At 70.0% G+C, this 16,186-nt stretch carries 15 protein-coding genes and 1 pseudogene; 9 read left to right on the plus strand and 7 right to left on the minus strand.

Annotated elements, in window-relative coordinates:
* Nucleotides 1-10: 10 nt before the first annotated feature.
* Nucleotides 11-961 carry a 5-dehydro-2-deoxygluconokinase gene (gene iolC / locus ACFWXQ_RS21690; RefSeq protein ID WP_359840483.1) on the minus strand — a complete coding sequence of 317 codons (951 nt, stop codon included), beginning with the start codon at nucleotides 959-961 and terminating at the stop codon, nucleotides 11-13.
* A 314-nt stretch (nucleotides 962-1,275) separates the two neighbouring features.
* On the opposite strand from iolC, the gene ACFWXQ_RS21695 reads away from it, so the two are divergent.
* From ACFWXQ_RS21695 to ACFWXQ_RS21715, 5 genes and pseudogenes are all read left to right on the plus strand, one after another.
* Nucleotides 1,276-2,292, plus strand: a complete 1,017-nt coding sequence (locus tag ACFWXQ_RS21695) for a sugar ABC transporter substrate-binding protein (protein WP_383940388.1) — start codon at nucleotides 1,276-1,278, stop codon at nucleotides 2,290-2,292.
* Nucleotides 2,293-2,297: 5 nt separating this feature from the next.
* Nucleotides 2,298-3,371: an ABC transporter permease gene (locus ACFWXQ_RS21700; RefSeq protein ID WP_386268883.1), complete on the plus strand. Its 1,074-nt coding sequence runs from the start codon at nucleotides 2,298-2,300 to the stop codon at nucleotides 3,369-3,371.
* Nucleotides 3,372-3,375: 4 nt separating this feature from the next.
* Nucleotides 3,376-4,296 carry an ATP-binding cassette domain-containing protein gene (locus tag ACFWXQ_RS21705; RefSeq protein ID WP_383941269.1) on the plus strand — a complete coding sequence of 307 codons (921 nt, stop codon included), beginning with the start codon at nucleotides 3,376-3,378 and terminating at the stop codon, nucleotides 4,294-4,296.
* Nucleotides 4,296-5,196, plus strand: a pseudogene (locus tag ACFWXQ_RS21710) (sugar phosphate isomerase/epimerase family protein). Before ACFWXQ_RS21705 ends, ACFWXQ_RS21710 begins: the two are co-directional and overlap by 1 nt.
* Nucleotides 5,197-5,213: 17 nt before the next feature.
* Nucleotides 5,214-6,233: a Gfo/Idh/MocA family protein gene (locus ACFWXQ_RS21715; protein ID WP_383941266.1), complete on the plus strand. Its 1,020-nt coding sequence runs from the start codon at nucleotides 5,214-5,216 to the stop codon at nucleotides 6,231-6,233.
* Between the two features lie 102 nt (nucleotides 6,234-6,335).
* On the opposite strand, the gene ACFWXQ_RS21720 is transcribed toward ACFWXQ_RS21715, so the two are convergent.
* Entirely contained in the window at nucleotides 6,336-6,773 is a 438-nt protein-coding gene (locus ACFWXQ_RS21720; protein ID WP_383941278.1) for a DUF4442 domain-containing protein, read from the minus strand.
* 244 nt (nucleotides 6,774-7,017) lie between these two features.
* Here ACFWXQ_RS21720 and ACFWXQ_RS21725 point away from each other — a divergent pair, with 244 nt between their 5' ends.
* The gene (locus tag ACFWXQ_RS21725) at nucleotides 7,018-8,061 is read left to right on the plus strand and encodes a hypothetical protein (protein ID WP_383941264.1); all 1,044 of its coding nucleotides are present in this window, start codon (nucleotides 7,018-7,020) and stop codon (nucleotides 8,059-8,061) included.
* A 160-nt stretch (nucleotides 8,062-8,221) separates the two neighbouring features.
* Nucleotides 8,222-9,511 (plus strand): MFS transporter, encoded by a 1,290-nt coding sequence (locus ACFWXQ_RS21730; RefSeq protein ID WP_383941261.1) that lies wholly within the window; start codon nucleotides 8,222-8,224, stop codon nucleotides 9,509-9,511.
* A 58-nt stretch (nucleotides 9,512-9,569) separates the two neighbouring features.
* Here the strand turns inward: ACFWXQ_RS21730 and ACFWXQ_RS21735 are convergent, their stop codons facing one another.
* The 4 genes from ACFWXQ_RS21735 to ACFWXQ_RS21750 form a co-directional block, all read right to left on the minus strand.
* Nucleotides 9,570-10,415 carry a spermidine synthase gene (locus ACFWXQ_RS21735; RefSeq protein ID WP_383941258.1) on the minus strand — a complete coding sequence of 282 codons (846 nt, stop codon included), beginning with the start codon at nucleotides 10,413-10,415 and terminating at the stop codon, nucleotides 9,570-9,572.
* Nucleotides 10,416-10,521: 106 nt separating this feature from the next.
* Nucleotides 10,522-11,082, minus strand: coding sequence for a DinB family protein (locus tag ACFWXQ_RS21740; RefSeq protein WP_383941255.1), 561 nt, complete (start codon nucleotides 11,080-11,082; stop codon nucleotides 10,522-10,524).
* A 131-nt stretch (nucleotides 11,083-11,213) separates the two neighbouring features.
* Nucleotides 11,214-12,383: an elongation factor Tu gene (gene tuf, locus ACFWXQ_RS21745; RefSeq protein WP_383941253.1), complete on the minus strand. Its 1,170-nt coding sequence runs from the start codon at nucleotides 12,381-12,383 to the stop codon at nucleotides 11,214-11,216.
* 389 nt (nucleotides 12,384-12,772) lie between these two features.
* Nucleotides 12,773-13,507: a DNA alkylation repair protein gene (locus ACFWXQ_RS21750; RefSeq protein WP_383941250.1), complete on the minus strand. Its 735-nt coding sequence runs from the start codon at nucleotides 13,505-13,507 to the stop codon at nucleotides 12,773-12,775.
* Nucleotides 13,508-13,556: 49 nt separating this feature from the next.
* Between ACFWXQ_RS21750 and ACFWXQ_RS21755 the strand changes: the two genes are divergently transcribed.
* Nucleotides 13,557-14,342, plus strand: a complete 786-nt coding sequence (locus tag ACFWXQ_RS21755; RefSeq protein WP_383941247.1) for a TVP38/TMEM64 family protein — start codon at nucleotides 13,557-13,559, stop codon at nucleotides 14,340-14,342.
* A gap of 74 nt (nucleotides 14,343-14,416) precedes the next feature.
* Here the strand turns inward: ACFWXQ_RS21755 and ACFWXQ_RS21760 are convergent, their stop codons facing one another.
* Nucleotides 14,417-15,598, minus strand: coding sequence for a thiolase family protein (locus ACFWXQ_RS21760; protein ID WP_383941244.1), 1,182 nt, complete (start codon nucleotides 15,596-15,598; stop codon nucleotides 14,417-14,419).
* Between the two features lie 106 nt (nucleotides 15,599-15,704).
* On the opposite strand from ACFWXQ_RS21760, the gene ACFWXQ_RS21765 reads away from it, so the two are divergent.
* A complete protein-coding gene (locus tag ACFWXQ_RS21765) occupies nucleotides 15,705-16,181 on the plus strand; it encodes a winged helix-turn-helix transcriptional regulator (RefSeq protein ID WP_383941241.1) in 477 nt (158 codons plus the stop codon).
* Nucleotides 16,182-16,186 lie beyond the last annotated feature (5 nt).

A 16,186-nucleotide genomic window follows, 5' to 3' on the forward strand; every position in this document is an offset into this window, starting at 1 on the left:
GGTGGCGGCGTCAGGCGCGGGAGGCGACGAGGTCCTCGACCTCGGCGGCGGTCGGCATCGCGGAGGAGCAGGCGAGGCGGGAGGCGACCAGGGCGCCGGCCGCGTTGGCGTACCGCATGGTCTTCTCCAGCTCCCAGCCGGCCAGCAGTCCGTGGCAGAGCGAGCCGCCGAACGCGTCGCCCGCGCCGAGGCCGTTGACCACCTCGACGGGTACGGGCGGCACTTCGGCGGTGGTGCCGTCGCGGTGGACGGCGAGGACGCCCTTGGGGCCCTGCTTGACGACGGCCAGTTCCACGCCCGCTTCGAGGAGTGCCTCGGCGCAGGCGCGCGGCTCGCGGACGCCCGTGGCGACCTCGCACTCGTCGAGGTTGCCGACGGCGACGGTGACGTGCCGCAGGGCTTCGGCGTAGTACGGGCGGGCCTCGGCCGGGTTCTTCCAGAACATGGGGCGCCAGTCGAGGTCGAAGACGGTGGTGCCGGCCTTGGCGCGCGCCTTGAGGGCCGCGAGCGTGGCGGAGCGGCTGGGCTCCTCGCTCAGGCCTGTGCCGGTGATCCAGAAGATCTTCGCGGCCCGGACGGCGAAGAAGTCCAGCTCGTCGGTGCGGATCTCCAGGTCGGGCGCCTTGGGCTGCCGGTAGAAGTACAGCGGGAAGTCGTCGGGCGGGAAGATCTCACAGAACGTGACCGGCGTCGGGTACGCCTCGACGGGGGTGACCCAGCGATCGTCGACCCCGAACTCCTTGAGAGCCTGGTGCAGATAGGCTCCGAAGGGATCATCGCCGGTTCGGGTGACGATCGCCGTGGAACGGCCGAGACGGGCCGCGGCGACCGCCACGTTGGCCGCCGAGCCACCGAGGAATTTACCGAAGGTTTCGACACGCGCGAGCGGCACTCCGGTCTGCAGAGGGTAGAGATCGACCCCGATGCGACCCATGGTGATCAGGTCGAAGGACTCGGTCATACGCGTCGCTCCTCGTGCTGGCTGCGGGCTTCCGGGGGTGCGGGATGCAGGGGACCGGTGTGTCCTAGGTGTAAGACCGAGGCCGAGCCATGTCAAGACTTTGTACTTACATTCTCACGTGATCCTGAAATGATGTCTTAACAAAGTATTGACAGCGGGGTCCGTCAGGGACTTACATCCCCTCCCAACAGCACAGCCGAGTTTGTCGGTACGTGGCCCTGCGGTCTCCTTCCGTACGGGCCGAAGGACCGGGCACCCGCCCGGACCGCTGCCCCTGCTCCCTTTCCCCTGTCGCACAGTGAGGTGCCGGAAAGATGGACCGCACGTTTCGCACCCGTTCCCGCAGATTCGCCTTCGTTGCCGCGGCCGCCGCGGCGGCCCTGATAGTCACCGGTTGCTCCAGCGACTCCGGTGGCAAGAAGGCCGAGGAGGACACGGGCAACGCGTCTGCCGGCAAGGCCGACACCCCCCGCATGAAGGTCGCGATGATCACTCACGCGGCCCCCGGCGACACCTTCTGGGACCTCATCCGCAAGGGAGCGGAGACCGCCGCCGCCAAGGACAACGTCGAGTTGGTGTACTCCAGCAACCCGGACTCGGCCAAGCAGGCCAACCTGGTCCAGAACGCGATCGACCAGAAGGTCGACGGCATCGCGGTCACGCTGGCCAAGCCGGACGCCATGAAGTCCGCGGTCGCCAAGGCCAAGGCGGCGGGCATCCCGGTCGTCGGCCTCAACGGAGGCATCGACGACTGGAAGGAGCAGGGCCTGCTGGAGTACTTCGGCCAGGACGAGTCCGTCGCCGGTGAGGCCTTCGGCGAGAAGCTCAACGAACTCGGCGCGAAGAACAACATCTGCGTCATCCAGGAGCAGGGTCACGTCGCTCTTGAGGCGCGCTGCGCGGGTGTGAAGAAGACCTTCAAGGGCAAGACCACGAACCTGTACGTGAACGGCACGAACATGCCGGCCGTGAAGTCGACGATCACCGCGAAGCTCAAGCAGGACTCGTCGATCGACTACGTGGTCACCCTGGGTGCCCCGTTCGCACTGACCGCCGTGCAGTCCGTGGACGACGCGGGCAGCAAGGCGAAGGTCGCGACCTTCGACCTGAACAAGGAGATGGTCAGCGCCATCGAGGACGGCGACGTCGAGTTCGCGGTCGACCAGCAGCCGTATCTGCAGGGCTACTTGTCCGTGGACTCGCTGTGGCTCTACAAGACCAACGGCAACTTCAGCGGTGGCGGCCAGGAAGCGGTCCTCACCGGCCCGGCGTTCGTCGACAAGTCCAACGTCGAAGCCATCGCGAAGTTCGCCGCGAAGGGCACTCGGTGATTTCCATGTCCCAGGCAACGGCACCGGCGACGGGTTCCTCGTCGCCGGCTCCGCCGGCCGCCCCCAAGGACGGCCGGACCTCGGAACGGTCCCTGACCCGCAGGCTGGCGGCCCGCCCCGAGATCGGCGCGCTCATCGCGGCGATCGCCGTCTACATCTTCTTCTTCGCGGTGGCCTCGCCGTTCCGCGAGGCCGGTTCGCTGGCCAACGTGCTCTACGAGTCGTCGGTGATGGGCATCATGGCCCTGCCGGTGGCCCTGTTGATGATCGGCGGCGAGTTCGACCTCTCCGCCGGTGTCGCGGTCACCACCTCCGCCCTCACCGCGAGCATGTGGAGCTTCCAGCTCTCCATGAACGTGTGGACCGGTGTCATCGTCGCGTTGCTGGTGTCCCTGGCGATCGGCGCGTTCAACGGCTACATGCTCGTACGCACCGGCCTTCCCAGCTTCCTGATCACGCTGGGGTCGTTCCTGATCCTCCAGGGCGCCAACCTCGCCATCACGAAGATCTTCACCGGGAACGTGGCGACCGACTCGATCAGTGACATGGACGGCTTCGACCAGGCCAAGAAGGTCTTCGCGTCCGAGATCAGCATCGGCGGCGTCGATGTGAAGATCACGGTGTTCTATTGGTTCGTGTTCGCGGCGGCCGCGACCTGGCTGCTGCTACGCACCAAGTTCGGCAACTGGATCTTCGCCACCGGCGGCAACAAGGAATCCGCCCGCGCGGTCGGTGTGCCGGTCACCTTCACCAAGATCGCCCTGTTCATGGGCGTCGGCGCGGGTGCCTGGTTCGTCGGGATGCACATCCTGTTCTCGTTCAACACCGTCCAGTCCGGCGAGGGTGTCGGCAACGAGTTCCTGTACATCATCGCCGCGGTCATCGGCGGCTGCCTGCTCACCGGCGGCTACGGCTCCGCCATCGGCCCGGTCATCGGCGCCTTCATCTTCGGCATGGTCTCCCAGGGCATCGTCTACGCCAACTGGAACCCCGACTGGTTCAAGGCCTTCCTCGGCGTCATGCTCCTGCTCGCCGCCCTCGTCAATCTGTGGGTCCGCCGCCAGGCCACCCGGAGGTAAAGCCATGACCACCAACAACACCTCCCCCAACGGCGCAGCAGCGGTCAAGGACAAGCCCGCGGACGCGACGGAGCCGATCGTCGAACTGCGCGGCGCGGGCAAGGCGTACGGCAACGTCCGTGCCCTGCACAGCGTCGACCTGGCCGTCCACCCCAGCCAGGTCACCTGCGTCCTGGGCGACAACGGCGCCGGCAAGTCCACCCTGATCAAAATCATCTCCGGCCTGCACCAGCACACCGAGGGCCAGTTCCTCATCGACGGCCACCCGGTACAGCTGAACAACCCGCGCGAGGCGTTGGACAAGGGCATCGCCACCGTCTACCAGGACCTCGCCACCGTCCCCCTCATGCCGGTATGGCGGAACTTCTTCCTCGGCTCCGAGATGACCAAAGGCCCCTGGCCCATCCGGCGCCTCGACATCGCAAAGATGAAGGCAACCGCCGACCAGGAACTGCGCAACATGGGCATCATCCTGGACGACCTCGACCAGCCCATCGGTACCCTCTCCGGCGGCCAGCGCCAGTCGGTGGCCATCGCCCGCGCCGTCTACTTCGGCGCCCGCGTCCTCATCCTGGACGAACCCACCGCAGCCCTCGGCGTCAAACAGTCCGGCGTGGTCCTCAAATACATTGCCGCCGCCCGGGACCGCGGCCTGGGCGTCATCTTCATCACCCACAACCCCCACCACGCCTACATGGTCGGCGACCACTTCAGCGTCCTGCGCCTGGGCACCATGGAACTCTCCGCCGCCCGCGCCGACGTCAGCCTCGAAGAACTCACCAACCACATGGCAGGCGGCGCCGAACTCGCCGCACTCAAACACGAACTGGCCCAGGTCCGCGGCGTCGACGTCGAGGAACTCCCCGAAGCGGCAGACCTCAAGGCACCCACCGCCACTGCCTCCTCGGAAGGAAAGGCCTCCTGATGGCCAACGCGCTCGACCGCATCCGCGTCGGCTCCGCGCCGGACTCGTGGGGCGTCTGGTTCCCCGACGACCCCGAACAGGTGCCCTGGGAACGCTTCCTGGACGAGGTCTCCGAGGCCGGTTACTCCTGGATCGAGCTCGGCCCGTACGGCTATCTGCCGACCGACCCGGCCAAGCTCACCGACGAGGTGGACAAGCGGGATCTCAAGGTCGGCCGGCACGGTCTTCACCGCGCTGCACCGCGGCCCCGACGTCTGGGACGCCACCTGGGAGCACGTGAGCCAGGTCGCCGAGCTGACCCGGGCGATGGGCGCCGAGCACCTGGTGGTCATTCCGTCCTTCTGGCGGGACGACAAGACCGCCGAGCTGATCGAGCCGTCGGAGCTGACGGTCCGTCAATGGTCGTACCTGGCCAAGGGCATGGAGCGCCTCGGCCACGAGGTGAAGGAGCGCTTCGGCCTCGACATCGTGGTGCACCCGCACGCCGACACGCACATCGACACCGAGGAGCACGTCGAGCGCTTCCTCGACTCGACGGACTCCGGCCTGGTCAGTCTCTGCCTGGACACCGGGCACTACGCCTACTGCGGCGGCGACAACGTCAAGCTGATCGAGACGTACGGCGAGCGCATCGGCTATCTGCACCTCAAGCAGGTCGACCCGGAGATCCTCGCGGACGTGGTCAAGAACGAGGTCCCGTTCGGCCCCGCAGTCCAGCGCGGTGTGATGTGCGAGCCGCCCACCGGCGTGCCCGCCCTGGAGCCGGTGCTGGACGCGGCGCAGCGCCTCGGTGTCGACCTGTTCGCCATCGTCGAGCAGGACATGTACCCCTGTCCGCCGGACAAGCCCCTGCCCATCGCGGTGCGCACCCGCCAGTTCCTGCGCTCCTGCGGCGCCTGAGAAGGGATCAACCGACCATGGCTCAGCGTGGAACGCTCGGCGTGGCCGTCATCGGCACCGGAAAGATGGGCGCCGATCATGTGCGGCGTCTCGACCAAGTCACCAACGGGGCACGCGTCGCCGCGGTCGTGGACGTCGACGCGGAACGGGTCAAGCGGATCGCCGACGGTATCGAGGGCTGCACGGCCCACACCGACGCGGCCGCCGCGATGGCCTCGGACGGCGTCGACGCCGTACTGATCGCCTCCCCCGGCCCCGCCCACGAGGCGGCGCTGCTCACGGCCTTCGAGCACGACCTGCCCGTCCTGTGCGAGAAGCCGCTCACCCCGGGCTCGGCCTCGGCTCTGCGGGTCCTGGAGGCCGAGCAGAAGGTCGGGCACCGCCTGGTGCAGGTGGGCTTCATGCGCCGGTACGACACCGAGTACGCGAAGCTCAAGGCGCTGCTGAACACCGGGCAGTTGGGCCGGCCTCTGATGCTGCACAACCGGCACCGCAACGTGGCGACCCCGCCCGGCTTCACCAGCGAGATGCTCATCAACGACTCCGTCGTGCACGAGATGGACATCACGCGCTGGCTGCTCGGCCAGGAGATCACCGCGGTCACCGTGCTGAAGCCGACGCCGTCCGGCAACGCCCCGGAGGGCCTGCAGGATCCGCAGTTCGTCGTGTTCGAGACCGCCGGCGGCGCGATCGTGGACGTCGAGATCAACGTCAACTGCGGCTTCGGGTACCAGGTGCAGGCCGAGGTGGTCTGCGAACGCGGCACGGCCCGCATCGGTGACGGCCACGCCCTGGTCACCAACCAGGCGGGCCGCTGGGGCGGCACCATCGCCCAGGACTTCGTGGAGCGCTTCGAGGACGCGTACGACCGCCAGGTGCAGGCCTGGGTCGACGCCACCCGCCGCGGCGAGGTCACCGGGCCCAGCGCCTGGGACGGCTACGCCACGGCCGCGGTCTGCGAGGCGGGCGTCCGCGCCCAGAACGAGGGCGGCCGCATCGAGGTCGAACTCGTCGAGCGGCCGGCCTTCTACAGCTGACCTGACGAGGAAACACTCTGGAGGGTGGCCCCGCACGACGGGTCCACCCTCCCGGCGGTTACGGACCCGGCGGTTAGGGACGAGGACGCCCGGGCAGTTACCTCAGCCGTTGGGCCGCAGGGTCCAGATGACCGTCATCTCGCCCGTCACGGCACCGTCCTCGCGCTGGATGGCGACGGCCACGGGGAACTCCGGCCGCTCCCCGGCGTCGAGTTCCGCGACGACGTCCTCGATGGAGCGCCCCAGTGTGGCGGTGGCCGTGACAGGCCCCCTGGCCAGCTTCTTGAACGCGATCTCGGCGGTCACGGGCAGCGGCACGGCCCGCGCGAGCTGGTCCCCGAACGCGGCCAGCACGACCGCGCCGCTCGCCGACTCCCCCAGCGTGAACATCGCGCCGGCATGCGGCCCGCCCACATGGTTGTGGTACTCGCTCTGGTCGGGCAGCGAGAGGACGGCCTTCTCCGGAGTGGTCTCGAGATACTCCAGCTTCAGGGTCCGCACCATCGGAACCGTGGCGGCGAGCATCTCGCCGATCGACATCTGGTCTGCGCTCATGGCGGGCACGTTACCCGCGAGTAGCCAGCCGTGACCAGTGGCGAAAAGTGATCGCCGCGAACACCGGGGAACTCGCCCGCGGGGCACGGATGTTCGCGTTCGAGAATGCCGCAGGGGCTTCGTTCGTACGGTACGTCTCCATAAGGACCCATCTGAACCCGGATCCGGTACGTCCCTGACGAAGGGCGGTGACCCAACCGTGTCCGGGGCGGCACTAGGGTTACTGCCCATGTGGCCAGGAAACCAGCCGCCCGGGGGCGAGCAGAACCCGCAGGACCCGAACCAGAACCCGTACCAGCAGCCGGGGTACCAGCAGCCGAATCCGTATCAGCAACCCGGATTCCAGCAGACCGGACCCCAGACGCCGAACCCGTACACGCAACCGGGGCAGCCCGGCTGGAGTGCGCCCGGTGTGCCGCAGACCCCTCAGCCGCCGCAGGGCGGCGGCGGTGACGGGAACAGGACGAAACTCGTCGCCATCGTGGCGGCCACGGCCGTCGTGGTCGCGGCGGGTGTGACGGGCTTCCTGGTCCTGGGCGGCGACAAGGACGACGAGGCCGACGGCGACAAGGGCGGCAAGACCAAGCAGTCACCCTCGGCGAGCGCGTCGAAGGACCCGAGCGCCTCCCCGTCCACCGGCGAGGACAACCCGCGCGGCACCGACGGCGAGAAGGCGACCATCGCGGGCTGGAAGGTCGTCATCAACCCCCGCTTCGGCACGATGTTCGACGTGCCCTCCGACTGGGAGATCGAGAGCACCGACACGAGCGTGGGCTTCGAGTGGGAGGAGAAGGGCAAGACCGACCGCACCACGGTCACCGCCCCCGCCTACCTGAAGTCCAAGTGGTGCACCACGGACAGCGACAAGGACGGCCGCGCCGAGGACACCGCGCTGGCCACCGCCGGAACGCGCGGCGAGAACGGCGCCAAGGACTCGGCCGAGGCGGCCGAGACCCGTGTCCCGTGGTGGATCTTCGGCGGCTACACGCAGCCGGACAAGAAGAGCGTGAAGTTCGACAAGGCGAAGGCGTACACCACGAAGTCGGGCCTCCAGGGCAGCATCGCCACCGCGTACTCGAAGAACACGCCGCAGAACGGCAAGTGCGACAGCGAGGGCAAGGCCATCACCTTCGCGTTCAAGAACGGCGCGGGCGACTTCGTCACCTGGAACCTCTACGGCGCCAAGGGTGTCGGCGACGAGATCCCCGAGGCGACCGTCCAGAAGATCCTGAGCACCGTACGCCTCACCGAGGCCGCGCCCACGGACACGTGACGTCCGACGCGCGACAGCCGACGCGGGCGGAACGGCCTGAGCGGGCGGCACAGACTGAGCGGGACGAGTCGGCAGAACAGGCTGAACAGGCTGAACAGGCGGCAGGAAGAGGCCGATAAGTCGTTTGGCAAGCCGGTCCCGCGGCGGGGATAGTCGCCGGGTGAACCCCGCCAGAGACTCCCCCGCCCGCCTGCGCCGCCCTTCCTGGGCGGGCCGCAACTACACCCTGCTGACCGCCGCCGCGGTGGTGACGAACCTTGGCAGCCAAGGAGCGTTGATCGCGGCGGCGTTCGCCGTCCTGGACGAGGGCGGCGACGGCGGCGACGTGGGTCTGGTGGCGGCGGCCCGCACCCTCCCGCTGGTGCTCTTCCTGCTGATCGGCGGCGCGGTCGCGGACCGGCTCCCCCGGCACCGCGTGATGGTCGCGGCCAACACCCTCAACTGCCTCTCCCAGGCGGCCTTCGCGGCACTCGTCATCGCCGGCGAACCGCAGCTCTGGCAGATGATGCTGCTGACCGCGCTCGGCGGCACGGGTCACGCGTTCTTCAGCCCGGCCGCCGAGGGCATGCTGCTCTCCTCCGTCAGCGGCAAGCAGGCCGGCCGTGCCTTCGCGCTGTTCCGCCTCGCGATGCACGGCGCCGGCCTCGGCGGCGCCGCGCTGGGCGGTGCCATGGTCGCCGTGGTCGGCCCCGGCTGGGTACTCGCCGTGGACGCGCTGGCGTTCGCGGTCGCGGGAGCCCTGCGCGCCTTCCTCGACGTGAGCCACATACCGTCCCGCGCACCCGGTGGCGGAATGCTCGCCGACCTCCGCGACGGCTGGCGGGAGGTCATCGGCCGGCCCTGGCTGTGGTCGATCGTCGCCCAGTTCTCCGTCGTGGTGGCCGTCGTCGGTGCCGCCGAGGCGGTGTACGGCCCCCTCGTCGCCCGGGACAGTCTCGGCGGCGCGGCACCGTGGGGCCTGGCCCTCGCCGCGTTCGGCGCGGGCACCGTCGGCGGCGCACTCCTGATGATGCGCTGGAAGCCCCGCAGACTCCTCCTCGCGGGCACCCTCTGCGTCTTCCCGCTCGCCCTCCCCTCGGCCGCGCTCGCCGTCCCGTTCCCGGTGGGCCCCCTGTGCGCGGTGATGTTCGTGACCGGCGCCGCGATCGAGGTCTTCGGCGTCTCGTGGATGACCGCGCTCCACCAGGAGATCCCCGAGGACAAGTTCTCCCGCGTCTCGGCGTACGACTGGTTCGGCTCGATCGCCATGGTGCCGCTCGCCACGGCGCTCGCGGGCCCGGCGGAGTCCGCGTTCGGGCGTTCGGCGTCCCTGTGGGGGTGCGCGGTCCTGGTCGTGGTGGTGACGGCGGCTGTGCTGTGCGTTCCCGACGTGCGGAATCTGACGCGGCGTACGAAGGAAGTGGCCCAGGGAGTACCGGCCAGGAGCGAGCCGGCGCACTCCGAAGGCTGAGCCGAGGCCGACCGCCGCGCGCGTACCGGCAAGGTCCTCAGCCGATCCGGATCAGTCCTCAGCCGATGCTGAACGCCCCGTCGGGCGGCTCGGGCGACGGCACCGCGTCCTCGTCCCGTACGGGCCGTGCGTCGCCCACGAAGACCCGCAGTGTGTCTCCGCACTCGACCCGGGCCGGAAAGGCGTCGGCGGCCGTACGGCGAGTGAGGGCGGGGGTGTCGAGCGGGTGGTGCGAGGCGACGAGCACCGCGTTGCCGAAGCGGCGGCCGCGCAGCACGCCCGGCTCGGCGATCAGCGCCAGCTCGTCGAAGACCGTGGAGAACGTGGCCAGTTGGGAGCGCAGAAAGGCGAAGGGCGTGGCGTCGGCGAGGTTGGCCAGGTACACGCCGTCTGCGCGCAGGACCCGCTCGGTCTCACGGGCGTACGCCACCGAGGTCAGGTGCGCGGGGACCCGCGAACCGCCGAAGACGTCGGCGATCAGGACGTCGGCGGAGTCGGCGGGCGCGGCTTCGAGCCAGGCGCGGGCGTCCGCGCCGTGCACCGTGATGCCCGCGTCGGCGGGGACGGGCAGATGCTCGACGACGAGGTCGAGCAGCCCGCTGTCGGCCTCGACCACGTCCTGCCGGGACCCCGGCCGGGTCGCCGCGAGATACCGGGGCAGGGTGAGCGCGCCCCCGCCGAGGTGCAGCACGTCCAGTGGCCGCCCCGGTTCCGCGAGGGTGTCCAGGACGTGCCCGAGGCGTCGCGCGTACTCGAACTCCAGGTGCGTCGGCGCGTCGAGATCCACGTACGACTGGGGTGCCCCGTCGACCGTCAGGAGCCACGCCCGCTGCCGGTCGACGTCCGGCATCAGCTTGGCGGTCCCGTGATCCACGGCTCGCGTCACGGGTATCGGCTCGTCCACGGGTCCATTGTGCCCGTACGGGCACGGCCGGGCCGGGCTCCGGCCGATCCCCGCCCCGTGCCACTCGCCCTGCCCATCGCCCTGCCCATCGCCCCGCGTCGCCGCCTCACACGCCGATCGCTCCGTCGACGCGCTCGCGGAGCAGGTCGGCGTGGCCGTTGTGGCGGGCGTACTCCTCGATCATGTGGATGAGGACCCAGCGCAGCGACACCGGCCCGCGCCAGGGGTCCTCGCCCGCCAGGTCCAGATCGGGCGCTTCGGCGACGAAGCCGTCGGAGAAGGCCACTTCGGCGCGCCAGGCCCGCCAGGCCTCGGCGATCACGGCGGGGTCGGCGGACGCGCCGTCGAAATCGTCGTCCGGGCACGCCTCCGAGGAGAAGAGCGCCGGCGCGTCCTGCCGGGCCAGCGCCCGCCGGAACCAGCGGCGCTCCATGTCGGCGAGATGCCGGACGATGCCGAGCAGCGAGAGCGTGGAGGGTTCGACGGACCGACGGGCCAACTCACCTGTCAGACCAGCGCACTTCATCTCCAGTGTCACCCGCTGGGCGCCCAGGATGTCGACGAGGAGTGTGCGTTCGTCGGCGGTGGCGGAGGTGCTGAAACGAAGGTCCTCCGCCTCGTCGACGGCGAAAATCTCGGCTCTTCGGCGGGGCTGCTGGGTCGTCATGGTCCCCATCCTCGGCCGCCGCCGGGCGCGGGCGCACCCACGTTTCGGCAGCTTGCCGGTGCCCGCGGACACGCGAGTGCCCGCCTCCCGTGCAGAGCGAGAGGCGGGCACTCACACCATCCGCGCCGGAGTCAGCCCACAGCCGTCACCGTCCCGGCGCCGACCGTGCGGCCGCCCTCGCGGATCGCGAAGCCGAGCCCCGGCTCCAGCGGCACCTCGCGTCCCAGCTCGACCGTCATGGTGACGGTGTCGCCGGGCCGCGCGACCGCCCGCTCGCCGAGGTCGACATCGCCGACGACGTCCGCGGTGCGGATGTAGAACTGCGGCCGGTAGCCGGTGGACACCGGTGTCGTACGACCGCCCTCGCGCGCCGACAGGACGTACACCTGCGCGGAGAAGCGACGACTCGGTACGACGCTGTCGGGCGCCGCGACGATGTGTCCGCGGCGCACCGCGTCACGTGGCACGCCGCGCAGCAGCAGCGCCACGTTGTCGCCGGCCTGCGCCTCGTCCATGGGCTTGCCGAAGGTCTCCAGGCCGGTGACGACGGTGTCCACGGCGGCGCCGAGCACTTCGACACGGTCGCCCACGCGAATGGTGCCGCGCTCGACGGCGCCCGTGACGACCGTGCCCCGGCCGGTGATGGTGAGCACGTTCTCCACCGGCAACAGGAACGGGGCGTCCAAGTACCGCTCGGGCATGGGCACATACGTGTCCACGGCGTCGAGCAGCGCGCCGATCGCCTCGGTCCACCGGGGGTCGCCCTCCAGCGCCCTGAGTCCGGAGACCCGTACGACCGGTACGGAGTCGCCCCCGTAGCCGTGCGCGGAGAGCAGCTCGCGGACCTCCAGCTCGACGAGGTCGGTGAGCTCCTCGTCGCCCGCGTCGGCCTTGTTGAGCGCCACCACGATGTGGTTCACGCCCACCTGCCGGGCGAGCAGCACGTGTTCGGCGGTCTGCGGCATGATCCCGTCGAGCGCGGAGACGACGAGGATCGCCCCGTCGAGCTGCGCGGCCCCGGTGACCATGTTCTTGACGTAGTCGGCGTGGCCCGGCATGTCCACGTGCGCGTAGTGCCGGGTGTCGGTCTCGTACTCGACGTGCGCGATGTTGATGGTGATGCCGCGCGCGGCCTCCTCCGGGGCGCGGTCGATCCGGTCGAAGGGAACGAACGTGCCGGAGCCGCGCTCGGCGAGGACCTTGGTGATGGCGGCGGTCAGGGTGGTCTTGCCGTGGTCGACATGACCCATGGTGCCGATGTTCAGATGCGGTTTGGTGCGCACGTAAGCCGTCTTGGGCATGGCAGTACCTCGAAGCCTCTTCGGTGTCAGCGGAGCTGAGTGATGGCCCCGGCGTCAGAACGGCCGGGACAGGGACCCCAAGGACTTGCCGACCCTCCCCCTGCGGGGTCCGCCGGACGATCCGGGAAGGGTCAGCTTCGGGCGCCGTCTGCGGCGGCCAAGTTGATCAGGACGGCAGCCTTCGGCGCGTCCGCGACTGCGGATGCTGCGAGGTGGAAGGCGTACCGGAACATGAGGAGATCATCGCCGACGCGCATGACCGCGTCGAATGGTTTTTCGCGGCCGTGGCCCGCGGTGAGCCGGGTGTTTCCGCTGGTGCGTGAGGTGCAGATGTTCCGGTGTGCGAGGTGCCGATGACCGGGTGCGTCAAGGGCCGGCGATCCGGTGTGTCAGGGGCCGACGTTCTTGAGCGCCTCACGCACGGACAGCGGTGAGAGCCGGTCCCGCTCGCCTGCGACGAAGTCCCGTACCGCCTGCGGATCCGTCTTGGCGTACTCGCGCAGACACCAGCCGATCGCTTTACGGATGAAGAAGTCGGGGTGCGCGGACTGGCGGACGCAGTACCCGAAGAGGCGTTCGGTGTCGGTGGCGTCCTTGAAGCGGAGCTGGTGGAGGAGGGCTGTCCGGGCGACCCACAGGTCGTCGTCCTCGATCCAGCTGTCCATGTCGGACTTCAGCTTCGGGTCGGCCGCCACGAGGCCTCCGACGACATGGGCGGCGAGTGCGTCGACGGTGTCCCACCAAGGGACCGTGGACACGAGATGGCGTGCCACGGGAAGGAAGCCGGACGAGAGACGCCTCACATGCCGGCGCAGATAGTCGACGGCGAAGTACTGGTACTCGCGCTCCGGCAGCCGCCAGCAGCGCAGCGCCACCGCCGTGCAGTCGGCCTCGTCCGGACGGGGGGTTCCGTCGAGGACACCGCGGGAGAGCGCGCGGCGATCGGGCGTGGTCAGGCCCAGGAAAGGAGCGATGTCCTTCATGTACGCGCGCATCTCGCCGGCCCGCCGCGGATCGGCCGCCGCGGCGTAGGTGACGGTGAGCCGCTCCAGCACGGTGTCCGCGAGGGCGCTGCGCGGCAGCTCCAAGTGGCCATCTGACGTTCCGGAAGCTGTGACGCCCATGAGACGAACCATACGGCGATCACACACATTGGTCAGTTAGTGTCACCGGATGCTCGATGCCACCACCCGCTCTGGGGGCACCGCCACGGCCGTTCCCCCGGTCCCCGCAACGGAACTCGTCCCCACCGAGTTCACCACCGAGTTCGCCACCGCGCCGAGAGGTCTGGCGGCCCGCTGCACGAGAGCACTGCTCTCTCCGTGGTCCCGGCTCTCGCTGCTGGTGTCGCTGCTGGTGTCGGCGGGCGCGACGGTGCTGCTGTTCGAGCCCCAGAAGCTGCTGGCCGACGGCTGGCCGCCGCAGCTGAACGGCGCGGCTGCCTCCGTGGTCTTCGCCGTGGCGTACGGGCTGTGCACGGTCGCGTTCGTGCCCCGGCCGCTCCTCAATCTGGCGGCAGGCGCCCTGTTCGGCTCGCAGCTCGGGCTCGGCGCCTCGCTCGCCGGTACGGTGCTCGGGGCCGGGATCGCCTTCGGACTCGGCCGGATACTCGGGCAGGACGCGCTGCGGCCCCTGCTCCGCGGCCGGTGGCTGCTGGCGGCGGACGGCCAGCTCAGCCGCCATGGCTTCCGCTCGATGATGGCGGCGCGGCTCTTCCCGGGAGTGCCTTTCTGGGCCGCGAACTACTGCGCGTCCGTCTCCCGCATGGGCTGGTTCCCCTTCCTCCTCGCCACGGGCCTCGGCTCGATCCCCAACACCGCGGCGTACGTGGTCGCCGGAGCCCGTGCCTCGGCCCCGACGTCCCCCGCCTTCCTGATCGCCATGGCCTTCATCGCCCTCCCCGCCCTCGCGGGAGCGATCGTCGCCTGGCGCAAACGCCACCACTTCCGGGACCGCTGAATCGGCCCCTTGAGGTCTGCTCCTTGGGGTCTCCCCTGAGGGGCTGCCCGGGGGATGTCCGCAACCGCGCGCGCCTACGTACCTGCCTGCAGCCCCTCCAACACCATCGCGTTCGCCAGGCCGCCCGCCTCGCACATCGTCTGGAGTGCGTAGCGGGCGCCGCGTGCCCGCATCGCGTGCACGAGCGTGGTCGTGAGCCGTGTGCCGCTCGCGCCGAGCGGGTGGCCGATGGCGATCGCGCCGCCGTGGACGTTGACCTTGGAGAGGTCGGCGCCCGTCTCCTGCCGCCAGGCGAGGACGACACTGGAGAAGGCCTCGTTGACCTCGAAGAGGTCGATGTCGTCGAGGGTGAGCGAGGCCCTGCGGAGCACCTTCTCCGTGGCGGGAACGACACCGGTGAGCATCAGCAGCGGGTCGGATCCGGTGACGGCGAAGCTGTGCAGGCGGGCCAGGGGCCGCAGCCCCAGCCGGGCAGCGGTCTCGCTGGAGGTGATGAGCACGGCGGAGGCGCCGTCGTTGACGGGGCTGGCGTTGCCCGCGGTGACGTTCCAGTCGATCTGCGGGAAGCGCTCACCGAAAGCCGGGTCGTAGTAGGCGGGCTTCAGACCGGCCAGGACCTCCGTGCTGCTGCCGGGCCGGACGCACTCGTCCCGCGTCACGCCGTCGAGAGGCGCGACCTCGTCGGCGAACAGCCCGCTCTCCCACGCTTCGGCGGCCTTCCGGTGCGACTCCACCGCGAAGGCGTCCATCTCCTCGCGCGAGAGCGACCACTTGGCCGCGATCAGCTCGGCACTGATCCCCTGCGGAATCAGCCCTTCGGGGTACCGCTCGGCGACTCCGGGCCCGAAGGGGTCCTTGCCCGCCGGCACGTTCGACCACATCGGCACACGGCTCATGGACTCCACGCCACAGGCCACGACCAGGTCGTACGCCCCCGAGATGACGCCCTGCGCCGCGAAGTGCACCGCCTGCTGGGAGGAGCCGCACTGGCGGTCGACCGTCGTCGCGGGCACCGACTCGGGGAAGCCCGCCGAGAGGACCGCGTACCGCGTGGTGTTCATGGCCTGCTCGCCGACCTGGTCGACCGTCCCGCCGATCACGTCGTCGATCAGCACGGGATCGACGCCGGAGCGCTCGACGAGCGTACGGAGGGTGTGGGCGAGGAGTTCCACGGGATGGACGTGGGCGAGCGAACCGTTCGGCCTGCCCCTGCCTATCGGGGTTCGTACGGCTTCGACGATGACTGCGTCACGCATGGTCCGGCCCCTCGAAGTCATAGGGTTTGCTTTCCAAACCCACCATGTGACTCCACGGTAACCCAGTGGGTTGGAAGAACCAACCCACCCCCATAGACTGGTTCGCATGAAGGACGCCCGCCCCTGCTCGATCGCCGACACCCTCGCGCTCGTCGGCGAGAAGTACTCCCTGCTCGTCCTGCGCGAGGTGACCCTGGGCGCCACGCGGTTCGACCAGCTGGTCCGCAACATCGGCGCCCCGCGCGACGTGCTGACGAGCCGCCTGAAGCGGCTGGTGGACGCCGGAGTGCTGGAGAAGGTCGCGTACAGCGGGAAGCCGCCGCGCTTCGAGTACCGGCCCACACGGGCCGGTCTGGAGCTGGAGCCCGTGCTCCTCACGCTCATGGCGTGGGGCGACCGCCATCTCAACGACGGCGATCGCCCCATGGTGCTCGAACACGTCGGCGGCCCCGGACACGCGGGCGGCCACGAACTGGTCCCGGTCGTCACCTGCGCCGAGTGCGGCGAGGCGGTCCGGCACGACGACCTGACGGCCCACCCGCAGGCCCCGGGCTGGACGGCGACGGGCCCCGCGGCGGCGTAGCCCGA

Origin of the sequence: Streptomyces sp. NPDC058697, assembly GCF_042715345.1 — a bacterium.
Lineage (GTDB): Bacteria > Actinomycetota > Actinomycetes > Streptomycetales > Streptomycetaceae > Streptomyces > Streptomyces liliifuscus.

Bases quoted from the DNA above. Each gene is read 5' to 3' on its own strand.
- iolC (WP_359840483.1), bottom strand. From the start codon at position 961: ATGACCGAGTCCTTCGACCTGATCACCATGGGTCGCATCGGGGTCGAT.
- ACFWXQ_RS21695 (WP_383940388.1), top strand. From the start codon at position 1,276: ATGGACCGCACGTTTCGCACCCGTTCCCGCAGATTCGCCTTCGTTGCC.
- ACFWXQ_RS21700 (WP_386268883.1), top strand. From the start codon at position 2,298: ATGTCCCAGGCAACGGCACCGGCGACGGGTTCCTCGTCGCCGGCTCCG.
- ACFWXQ_RS21705 (WP_383941269.1), top strand. From the start codon at position 3,376: ATGACCACCAACAACACCTCCCCCAACGGCGCAGCAGCGGTCAAGGAC.
- ACFWXQ_RS21715 (WP_383941266.1), top strand. From the start codon at position 5,214: ATGGCTCAGCGTGGAACGCTCGGCGTGGCCGTCATCGGCACCGGAAAG.
- ACFWXQ_RS21720 (WP_383941278.1), bottom strand. From the start codon at position 6,773: ATGTCGATCGGCGAGATGCTCGCCGCCACGGTTCCGATGGTGCGGACC.
- ACFWXQ_RS21725 (WP_383941264.1), top strand. From the start codon at position 7,018: ATGTGGCCAGGAAACCAGCCGCCCGGGGGCGAGCAGAACCCGCAGGAC.
- ACFWXQ_RS21740 (WP_383941255.1), bottom strand. From the start codon at position 11,082: ATGACGACCCAGCAGCCCCGCCGAAGAGCCGAGATTTTCGCCGTCGAC.
- tuf (WP_383941253.1), bottom strand. From the start codon at position 12,383: ATGCCCAAGACGGCTTACGTGCGCACCAAACCGCATCTGAACATCGGC.
- ACFWXQ_RS21750 (WP_383941250.1), bottom strand. From the start codon at position 13,507: ATGGGCGTCACAGCTTCCGGAACGTCAGATGGCCACTTGGAGCTGCCG.
- ACFWXQ_RS21755 (WP_383941247.1), top strand. From the start codon at position 13,557: ATGCTCGATGCCACCACCCGCTCTGGGGGCACCGCCACGGCCGTTCCC.
- ACFWXQ_RS21760 (WP_383941244.1), bottom strand. From the start codon at position 15,598: ATGCGTGACGCAGTCATCGTCGAAGCCGTACGAACCCCGATAGGCAGG.
- ACFWXQ_RS21765 (WP_383941241.1), top strand. From the start codon at position 15,705: ATGAAGGACGCCCGCCCCTGCTCGATCGCCGACACCCTCGCGCTCGTC.